The sequence below is a fragment of the Methanoculleus sp. UBA374 genome (assembly GCA_002508705.1).
GTDB classification, from domain to species: domain Archaea; phylum Halobacteriota; class Methanomicrobia; order Methanomicrobiales; family Methanoculleaceae; genus Methanoculleus; species Methanoculleus palmolei.
In genome coordinates, this window is the sequence record DAYL01000027.1 from 26,043 (window position 1) to 33,527 (window position 7,485).

Sequence of the window (7,485 nt, forward strand, 5' to 3'; positions counted from 1 at the left end):
TTCGATATTAGTTGATGGTGCGCCCCTGCTGGATATCCTCTTCGGTGACGTCGAACGTCTGATCGGTGCCCGCGATCCGGTAGGGTCCCGTCGTCTTCACCTCGCCGGACCATCCGGACGTCGCGTAGGGGACGATGAACGTGCCGTTCACGCTCTCCTGACGGTAGGTGAACTCCCTGCCGGTGTTTGTCGTGACCGGAACCTCGATGATACCCTCGCCCTTGATCCGGGCGCCCGGAACATACTCGAATATCTTGACGGCTTTGAGGTCGGGCCCGTTCGCACCGGCGTTACTATAGATGTTCTGGGGCGTCTCGTGAACGAGCCGGTAGTGCTGGAGCGCCGGGACCCGCTCGACCGGCTGGAGGAGCGAGGCACCCTGGAGCTGGTAGTGTATATTCAGGAGCGTGGCGTGGGACCCGACCGACGCGTTTCTGTTGTAGGCCTCCACCGCGGCCGCACCTTCGGTCGCGTTCATCTGCTGAAGGCGCGTGATGACCGGGAGGGAAGTGTTCGCCGCGTCCGCGTCACGATACTCGACGTAGGTGACCTGCGACGGATCGGTCATGGACCCGTCGAAGTTATGGAGACGGGAGATCATCGTCAGGTAGTACTCCTGGTTGTGGAACGGCATCGACTGGTAGTTGCCCGCGCTCACGGGGATGAAGAATTCAGTCTGGAACCGCTCTATCCCTACATCGGGGTCGGCCCAGGTTGCCGGAGCCCAGAACTTCGCGGTATCGACCAGGATATCGGTGACGACGTAGCGGGTGCCGATGTTGTCGAGGATCCGGTTGGCGTCCTCCTCGGAGGTCGAGACGAGGTAGGCTGCCGACCCGTTCGCCCCGGTAACCCCGTGCTGGAAGGGGTTGTTGTTCGGGATACGCTTCGCGAGGAAGGTGATCCAGTGGCCGTAGTCCCACCAGGACATGACGCCGTAGGAGGTCTCCGGGTAGGTGAAAGTATCCTTGTCGTCGATTGCATAGTAGTCGACGCCGGGGTCGGGGGTGTTGGCGTTCATCCACTTGAGAGCTTCCATCCACTGTGAGTCGATGCCGGCGTACTGCGCGGTATTGCCCATGGAGATGTTCGCCTGAAAGGAGGTCCCCGCGAAGAGGAGCGTGACGACGGCGACTGCAATGAAAGCCCCGACCTTGAGGTAATCCGGCCGGTTCCTTGAGGAAGTCTTCGATTTTCGGGTATCGGGAGCTCGTGATCCCTTCTTTCCCTTTCGCGCCGGCTCCCCCTGATTCTCACCGGGCTCTGAAGAGATTTCACCGCGTTTCGGCAGGAAAAAGCGCTTGACGTCCTTCCATCCCATATTCAGGACCGCTCCTGCAAAGACTGCGGAGAGGAGGGCGATGTTTGCGGCGAAGTAGTACTCGTAGCGGACGTGCGCGGCCGTCGACGCGAAGATGACTGCCGTCCAGACGAGGACGAAGACGTGGGCCGGGTTCACCTTCTGCCAGATCCACCAGAGCAGGGTGACGGCTCCTCCCGCCGCGAGGACGAGGCCCCAGTGGAACGTTTCCCACGCATCATCGTACGACCAGGCCCGGGCTTCCCCGACCGTCGTGGTGACGGGTGCCTCGCCGAAGAAGGAGAGGAGGCTCGATATCAGGAGGTTATAGATGTCCGGCAGAGCGACATAGAGCGCCGCAACGGCGGCGGCAGCGACGAGAGCGAGCGCGGCCGGGAAGTAGTACTTCGGGCGCTCCCGGAGATAGGCCGAGAGTCCGTAGAGCACGAGCGTTCCGGCGATGAGGACGGCGTAGGCGATGACGTGCCCGACGGTGTAGCGGGAGAGGTCGAGGCCGGGGTGCGGGAAGCCGAACGCCGCAACCCCGATGATTGCGACGCCGAAGACGACTGCATTGACGAGGACCAGATAGTCGCTTTCCCGACCCTGGAAGAAGTCCAGGAGGAACTGGACCAGGGTGAAGACCACCACGATGAGCGCGAAGAGGATCATCGTCGGCATGTTGAAGTAGCCAAGGAGGTAGGCGACGCCTGCAAGCGCCGCCATGATCACCGGCATCTTCAGGGTCTCGATCTTCAGTGTTTCCCGGTTCCTCAGGGAGAACCGGCAGTCGCGCGCCGCAAGCAGCGCCGCAACGTAGGCGAGGATGAAGATCGTCGAAAAAAGTGTCTCTGCGATATGGTGGTCGACGAATCCGAAGAGAGAGCGGTAAGCGTAGTTTCCGCTGATAACGGCGATGAGCCCGGCCGCGATGAGCCCGGTCTTCCAGTCGGCGATCTTCTTCGCGAGCAGGTAGGTGACCGGCACCATCGCCGCGGCCATCAGCGGCGGGACCCAGCAGGCCACCACCATGATCTCGGGCCGCGTCGTCGCACCGACGAGGACGCAGAGCGTCGATATGATCTGGACGAAGAGCGGCCCCCAGTAGACGACGTCGCCGGTCGGGTAGAGCGTCATGGCGTCGAACCAGGCGTAGCCGGGGAAGTTCGCGACCGCCTGCTCGACCTGGCGGACGGTGTACCAGGGATCGTTTTCCAGGAGGTTGACACCTTCGGGCGTTACCATATCCGCTGCCGGAAGAAAACCCCGCGTCCAGAGCGGGAGCAGGGCGAACAGGATGATAAGACCTACGATGATATATGGTCGGTATTTATTGAGATCGATGTGAGCCATCGGACCCTCCTTGTTACGAATCTGTTTCCCTTCGAACCCTTAATAACCTTGGTGTATCAGCGATACCGGAAAAAACAAAAAAGGATCAGTATTTTCCCGTTAATCGTGTAAAGATCTTCTCGAACGCCTCCGCCTTCTTCTTCCAGCTGTGCTCCTCGATCCCGGCCGGGCATCGCCCCGGAGCGAGAACCAGATCGTCGACCCTCTCCAGGAACTCTTCCCCGTCCCGGTAGACGGAGATGTGGTCGCCGCCCATCCGGAGCATGTCGGGGATGGGGGTGGAGAGGATCGGTTTCCCGCAGGCCGAGTACTCGAAGTATTTGTTCGGCAGGGCGATGTCGACCCACTGCGGAGGGGAGAGCGGGATGAGGCAGAGGTCCATCGGCGCGATATAGCCGGGGAGGTCGCGGTAGTCGACGGTGCCGGTGAAATGCACCCGTCCGGCGACCCCGAGCCGGTCTGCGAGGGCGCGCAGGTCGTCCAGGTAGCCGGTGAAAAGCGAGCCCCCGACGATGAGGAGTTCTGCGTTCTCGTGCCTTTTGAGTATCTCCGGAAACGCCCGGATCACGTCATCGAGGGCGTACCACCGTTCGACCGCCCCCGCAAACCCGAGCACGAAGGCGTCGGAGGCAATCCCGAGGGCGGAGCGCATCGCGTTCCCATCCATCGGGCGGAAGAGGTCGGTGTTGACGCCGTTTGTGATCAACTCCGCCTCATAGCCGTACCCCCGGAGTTTCTCGACGAGCCCGGGCGAGACCGTCGTGATGACGTCGCTGTGGTCCAGGTTGTAGCGGGTTATGGCGAGGACCCCCTCCCGGATCAGCCATTTTGCAGCGGGGTTCCGGTAATAGGCGGCCGCGGAGTCGGGAAACCAGTCTTTGAGGTCGAAGACAACCGGCACGCCGTATTTTCTGGCCGCGCGGACCATCGCCGTTCCTGCGAGGACGTGAGCGCCGACGACGACATCGATGTCGTAGTCCCGGATGATATCGCGGATGACCCGGTAGTGGCAGGGTGAGTTCAGGGTGTAGTGAAGGAACGGGCTCTGGACCGCGAAGCGTGTCGCCTCGTGAACGTGAAGTCGGGTCTCCCGTTCCTCCCCCCTGCTGACGTGGAAGTGGGGTACGTGCACCTCGTGCCGCGTCGCGAGCTCCTCGAAGATGTTGTGGTGCCGGGACGGGATCGGGTGGTGGATGTAGTCCTGGGTGGAGACGAGGAGGATTCTCATGGGTCTTGCACCCTTGGGATCGATTGGGAGTAGTTAAGGATTGTCTCCACTCCACCGATCACAGGAGGCTGTCGGGTTGGGGGCAATCCGGGATCCGCGAGGTCACCCCGGACCCGTGGAGGATGGTCCGGTAACTTTATCCGTACGAAGCATGCTCGTGTAGACCCTGATGGTACGGGTCGGGGGGTCCCGCGACGGACTATCGGTTGAAGACAGGCCCCGGTTGCGTTGTCATGGCACTGCCCCTCCTGCAGACCGTATCGGTTCCCTCACCTCCCCGGACCCTGCGGAAAGGATCCGAGCTGTCTCTATGGGATCTGTTCGCGCCGTTGGCGGCGATTCCTCTTTTGGGTCTCTTCGTATGTGACGTCTCACAACTATTTTTATACGGCCGGGTTGTACCCATCTGCTAAGTACATGAGTACGAGCACCAGGATGGAAATAGCGGATGTTCGGGACGATCTCCGCGTATGGCAGAATATGTCGAATGTAATCCGGATTGAGGATCGACTGTATGCTTACGAACACCCCTGTCCGTTCCAGATCGAACTGGCGGACTACATCGCCGGCCTGGCCCGTGCCATGGAGTATGTCTCTTCACTGGAGGTTGGATCATCGTTTGGGGTGACGAGTGCGCTGCTCCCCCGGAATTTCCATAAGAGTCTTCTGGATTATGACCCGGTTGCGTTGGAGAAAGGGGTCGAATTTTTTGAGAGGATCGGACAGTCCGTTGAGACCACCAACCATGATATCCTCCAGACGGATGCAGGTCCCTTGGACGGCCGTTATGACCTGGTCTTCAGCGCCGGCCTGCTGGAACACTTTAACGAGACCGAGAGGCGAACGATCATCGAAAACATGGTCCGTTACACGAAGATAGGTGGGTATATCGTCATTGGAATCCCCAACCACTACTCGCTCCCCTACCGTCTTGCATATCTGGGCCTCCTTCTTCTGAAGAGGTGGGAGTACCCGCAAGAGCAGAAGATACGCAACTTTGACGCCGAGATCGAAGGCATGGACGGTGTAGTTCCCATAAATGAGACACTTCTCGACCGTAATGGGGTATATTCTCTCTATCCCGGGCCTCTTGCCTATGCAGCGAAGTGTATTGGCAGGCTCTGCAATTCGGAAGGGTATTTGAGAGTCTTCCTCTTTCAGAGAAAGGGATGATCGCATGGACATTCTCCTGGTCACGAGTAACCTTGGGCTGCCAGAGTCTCCGTCCTCCAACCATATCTGTGACCGGATCGAATGCCTGCGCAGATATCGGGATATCAACGTGTACGGTATCACTGAATCGCACCCTCAAATGCCCTGTGGCATTCCAATCCGGGTAATTGAGAGCGGGGTCTCCGGGAGGTGTGAGGCGCTGGTTTTAAAGACGTTCAATCAATTCCAAAAATATCATATTCTCGGAAATAACGATGTTCTTGCGCTGCGAGAGTTCCTGCGAGAGTATAGAAGCCGCCTCTTTCAGAAGGTAAAGAGCGATAGAATAGATAAATTTGGAAATTGGAGCCTCATACCCACGTATGAAAAGGCCATAGCCGAAACAATACGCGATGACGGCTTCGATCTCATTTATTCTACAGGAGGTCCTGCGACAGTTCATATCGCCGTTGCGCGCGCTCTTGAGGGAACAGATCTCCCCTGGATTGCTGAAATCCAAGACCCCTTGCTCTTTGAGGACATCGAAGGACCGTACATGGCCAGTAAGCGGGATGTTGATCATCTCCGCCTCGCTGAGGAGTGCTTGAAGAAAGCAGACGCTGTGGTCTGCCTTACGGAGGCCTGTGCGGAATATTACAAGGATCGGTTGGGGAAAACGTCGGTCCACTCGATTTATCCGGGCGCGAACATCGGTCGCGTCCCTGCCAGAGAGCCGAAACAGACTAGGCAAACCTCTGGAAAGGTCAATATATTTCATGGCGGCACTCTTGCGGGGGACCGCAACCTGCATGTACTGCTCGAAGCGATTCGCGACGAGGACCTTAGCGAAAAGATCTCCCTTACTCTTGCAGGATATATCGACGAGAAGGTCAGGGAGCAGATATCTTCTCTCCCATTTGTCTACTATCTGGGTATCGTGAGCCGGGATGAAGCCCTGTGTCAGATCACTAACAGCAACGTCTGCCTTGTAGTGCAAAACCGGAGCTCCATCTCTCGTTACACGATTCCATCGAAATTTTATGAGTACATATCGCTGTCGTCGCCCGTCCTGTTCCTCGGTTACGACAACAATGAAGTGCGAAAAAACAGTTCGGCTTACAATTTCTATTACTGCGATCAGAGGGATCTATCAGAGGTGTCCGCGTGCCTTCGGCAGGTAGTCTCCGATCATCATAGTGAGAGCATAAAACAACCCGTAAACATAGACATCGCTCAGGCTACCAATCAATTTGTTGAACTTTGCAGAAAGGTATCCAGATTAAATGCAGGGTCCCTTTCCCCTTAGGGAGCCACCCATGTTCTCTTTGATTGGGGTCCATCCTCTAGTGGAACTTGGAGGAGAGTCACTTATTCAGTGAGATAGAATCTAGTGCACCGTTTCACCTAATCCTTCCCATGCATCCCAACAGTATTATCGAGTGGTGCTCTATAAAATAGCATGGATAAAATTTACCTTGTTGATCTGACCGAATCTGAGCGCTCTCACCTCATCGCTCTCGTTAAGCGAGGGGCAACTCCAGCTTATCGTATCCGCAATGCCCAGATCCTCCTGAACGCTGACATCAATGCTGAAGATGGCGATCCTCCAAAAACCGATGCGGCGATCGCGTCGTATCTTCATTGTCACTCTAAGACCGTCTCAAACGTCCGAAAACGGTTTGTCGAGCAGGGATTGGAAAGTGCTCTGGGGCGCAAACCGCGCGACACTCCGCCAACCCCGCCGATCCTCGACGGTGAGAAGGAGGCCCGGCTCATCGCGCTTGCCTGTAGCACCCCACCGGAGGGGCGAGCACGCTGGACCTTACAGTTACTTGCCGATGCCCTCGTTGAACTCAAGATTGTTGAGAGTATCTCAGACAGTACCGTTTGCCGGGTCTTAAAAAAACGAACTTAAACCTCATTTGTGTCAATCGTGGGTCATCCCACCCGAAGAGAACGGAGAGTTTGTCGCCCGAATGGAGGATCTCATCGACCTCTATCAGCGCCCCTACGACCCGCAGGTGCCCGTGATCTGTATGGATGAACAACCGCTCCAACTCATCAAGGAAGTTCGGACACCGCTGTCGATGGCGCCGAACCACCCGGTACGCTCCGATTACGAGTATCAGCGGAATGGAACCGCCAACATCTTCCTGTTCACAGAACCTCTCAAGGGCTGGCGGCGGGTGAGTATCCGGGAAAGGAAGACCAGACGCGATTGGGCGACCGAGATCCGAACCCTCCTCGCCGAGGACTATCCCGAGGCAGAACGCGTGATTCTGGTCTGTGACAACCTCAACACCCATATCCACGGGGCGCTCTATGAAGCCTTCCCACCGGAGGAGGCAGCAGCACTCCGGAAGCGCCTAGAGATCCATCCTACGCCAAAACACGGAAGCTGGCTCAACATCGCTGAGATCGAACTCAGTGCACTCACGCGACAATGCCTGAA

At 57.6% G+C, this 7,485-nt stretch carries 6 protein-coding genes; 4 read left to right on the forward strand and 2 right to left on the reverse strand.

From position 1 onward, the window contains the following. Nucleotides 1-7 precede the first annotated feature (7 nt). A complete protein-coding gene (locus BRA42_RS08520) occupies nucleotides 8-2,653 on the reverse strand; it encodes an oligosaccharyl transferase, archaeosortase A system-associated (protein ID WP_292405830.1) in 2,646 nt (881 codons plus the stop codon). 85 nt (nucleotides 2,654-2,738) lie between these two features. Beyond that, on the reverse strand, nucleotides 2,739-3,881 hold the full coding sequence (locus tag BRA42_RS08525) for a glycosyltransferase (protein WP_342771021.1): 1,143 nt from the start codon (nucleotides 3,879-3,881) through the stop codon (nucleotides 2,739-2,741). Nucleotides 3,882-4,316: 435 nt separating this feature from the next. Between BRA42_RS08525 and BRA42_RS08530 the strand changes: the two genes are divergently transcribed. The 4 genes from BRA42_RS08530 to BRA42_RS08545 all read left to right on the forward strand — a co-directional run. Continuing rightward, nucleotides 4,317-5,054: a class I SAM-dependent methyltransferase gene (locus BRA42_RS08530; RefSeq protein ID WP_342772125.1), complete on the forward strand. Its 738-nt coding sequence runs from the start codon at nucleotides 4,317-4,319 to the stop codon at nucleotides 5,052-5,054. Nucleotides 5,055-5,058: 4 nt separating this feature from the next. Continuing rightward, the gene (locus tag BRA42_RS08535; RefSeq protein ID WP_342686036.1) at nucleotides 5,059-6,339 is read left to right on the forward strand and encodes a hypothetical protein; all 1,281 of its coding nucleotides are present in this window, start codon (nucleotides 5,059-5,061) and stop codon (nucleotides 6,337-6,339) included. Nucleotides 6,340-6,492: 153 nt separating this feature from the next. Then, entirely contained in the window at nucleotides 6,493-6,948 is a 456-nt protein-coding gene (locus tag BRA42_RS08540) for a helix-turn-helix domain-containing protein (protein ID WP_342686037.1), read from the forward strand. A 7-nt stretch (nucleotides 6,949-6,955) separates the two neighbouring features. Next, the coding region (locus BRA42_RS08545; RefSeq protein WP_342686038.1) for an IS630 family transposase at nucleotides 6,956-7,485 on the forward strand (530 nt) is incomplete at its 3' end.

Coding starts and splice junctions, on each gene's coding strand:
- BRA42_RS08520 (WP_292405830.1), bottom strand. CDS start 2,653: ATGGCTCACATCGATCTCAATAAATACCGACCATATATCATCGTAGGT.
- BRA42_RS08525 (WP_342771021.1), bottom strand. CDS start 3,881: ATGAGAATCCTCCTCGTCTCCACCCAGGACTACATCCACCACCCGATC.
- BRA42_RS08530 (WP_342772125.1), top strand. CDS start 4,317: ATGGAAATAGCGGATGTTCGGGACGATCTCCGCGTATGGCAGAATATG.
- BRA42_RS08535 (WP_342686036.1), top strand. CDS start 5,059: ATGGACATTCTCCTGGTCACGAGTAACCTTGGGCTGCCAGAGTCTCCG.
- BRA42_RS08540 (WP_342686037.1), top strand. CDS start 6,493: ATGGATAAAATTTACCTTGTTGATCTGACCGAATCTGAGCGCTCTCAC.